This window comes from Trebonia sp., from assembly GCF_049794275.1.
Lineage (GTDB): Bacteria > Actinomycetota > Actinomycetes > Streptosporangiales > Streptosporangiaceae > Trebonia.
The window spans coordinates 1-1,891 of the sequence record NZ_JBARCR010001315.1; the positions used below are offsets into that span (position 1 = coordinate 1).

At 71.1% G+C, this 1,891-nt stretch carries 2 protein-coding genes and 2 tRNA genes; 2 read left to right on the forward strand and 2 right to left on the reverse strand.

Annotation, left to right across the window (positions count from 1 at the left end):
* On the reverse strand, positions 1-540 hold a 540-nt coding region (locus tag WA805_RS31825), incomplete at its 3' end, for an aldehyde ferredoxin oxidoreductase N-terminal domain-containing protein (RefSeq protein ID WP_425244196.1).
* Between the two features lie 7 nt (positions 541-547).
* Positions 548-1,411 (reverse strand): NTP transferase domain-containing protein, encoded by an 864-nt coding sequence (locus WA805_RS31830; RefSeq protein WP_425244197.1) that lies wholly within the window; start codon positions 1,409-1,411, stop codon positions 548-550.
* Between the two features lie 155 nt (positions 1,412-1,566).
* Between WA805_RS31830 and WA805_RS31835 the strand changes: the two genes are divergently transcribed.
* Positions 1,567-1,641 (forward strand) — tRNA-Asp (locus WA805_RS31835).
* A 30-nt stretch (positions 1,642-1,671) separates the two neighbouring features.
* A tRNA-Phe gene (locus WA805_RS31840) sits at positions 1,672-1,745 on the forward strand.
* Positions 1,746-1,891: the final 146 nt, after the last annotated feature.

The window sequence follows — 1,891 nt, forward strand, 5'->3', positions numbered from 1 at the left end:
GTCGTGCGAGATCGTGGCGTACCGGATGCCGCGCTCGCCGGCCGGGCCGATCGCCGCGACCCGCCAGCCCCGGCCGAGTTCCGCCCGCAGCTTCGCGTCAGCCTCGGCCGCGCTCATGCCGCTGAGATGAGCCGCGTCGATGAGCCTTGCGCCGTCACCGTCGATGAGCAGTGCGGACGGCTTCGCTGCCCGGCCGCGGATCACGATCGCGTCGTGACCGGTGAGCTTTCCCGCGATCGCGAACTGGCTGGAGGCCAGCGCGTCGGTCAGCATGCCGGTCAGCGGCGACTTCGCCACCACGGCGAACTTCGCGCTCGTGGTCAGCGGCGTGCCGACCAGCGGGGAGAAGACGAACGCCAGCGGCGCCGCAGGGCCGAGCGGGTCGGCTTTCGCGGGTGCTAGCCGGTGCAGCAGCCAGACGCCCAGGCCGGCGCCGCCGATGTAGGCGCGCAGGATGTCGTCGGGCAGCGGCAGTACTTCGCTCGTCCCGTCGGTAACGTCCGCGACGAGCGCCTGGCCGAAATACCCACCGGGTGGCATGACCGGCTCAGCCTCCCGCGTCGGCGGACATGAAATACACCGTGTCGCCCGCCGCCAGCGGAGTGGTGCCGTCGCGGGTGATCTGATCCCCGTTCAGCGCGGCGGTGACGTGCCGGTCGAACACGAGGCCCGCCGCATCGGCGGCGGCGCCCACGGTCGCGGCGCGGACGAGTCGCGGGCCGCGGGTGCTGCCCGCGCCGCTTTGGGCGAGGGTGCCGAAGAGCTGGACGGTGACCTCCGGCGCGGGGCGGGTGCGCGCCTCCTCGTAGTCCGCGGGCGTGTTGACGTTCAGCACCGAGTCCAGGTCCGGATCGAGGGCGGCGAGCACCGGGTCCTGCCTGAGCGCGTCATCGTCGAGGGTTTCCACCTGGCACTGCCCGAAGAGGAACGCGGGCCGCAGCCGGTCCTCCTTGACCAGGCGCTCCGCGGTTTCCGCGAGCGAGACGCGATAGGCCGCCGCCAGCGGCTGCTTGTACCCGCGGGCGAACGGGAGGGCCACGTCCGTGGCCTGATCTTGTTCGAGCACGCGCAGCATCCGGCGGATGAAGGCCGGGTGCAGGAACGGCATGTCGGTGGAGGCGATGAAGGCCGTTTCCGCCTGGCCGATGAGCGCGGTCAGCCCGGCGGCGATCCCCTGGACGGGGCCCTTGCCCTCGCGCGGATCCTCGACCACCAGGGTGCCCTTGGGCAGGTCGGGGAGGTCCTGGCCCGGGGCGCGGACGACCACGACCGGGCCGTTCGCCGCGCGGGCCACGATCCCGGCCGTCCTGCGCAGCAGGGTCGACCCGTGCCACTCGAGGGCCGCCTTGGGCGTGCCCATGCGGGAGGACTGGCCGCCGGCCAGCACAACTCCCGCGGAAACCACTGCCACGCTTTCATGGTAGGCGCCGGCCCCGCCGGAAGAGCCGGGCAGGAAGCCGGACCCGATCACGGGCGTTCCGGTGATATGCTCTTGCGGGCGCAGGGGGTTACCTCTTGTGTTACTCCTTCTGGGAGCATCGCCGGCTAAGGTCGGCGGTAACAGATGGTCCTGTAGAGCAGCGTGGAGTGCTCGCCACCCTGTCAAGGTGGAGGTCGCGGGTTCAAATCCCGTCAGGACCGCTGAGGTGGCGCGTAGCGCAACGTCGCCAAGGTCAGGTAGCTCAGTTGGTACGAGCGTCCGCCTGAAAAGCGGAAGGTCGGCGGTTCGACCCCGCCCCTGACCACCCTTCATGAGTCGGCCTACGAGTCCTCTGACCAGGCCACAATCTGTCGGCGCGCGGGACCGTGCCCGTTTGGCGATTGACCGTCGCAGCCCGTCAATCGCCGCTCTTTGCCGCTCCTTGGGGCACGCGGGGGCACGGCCATTGAG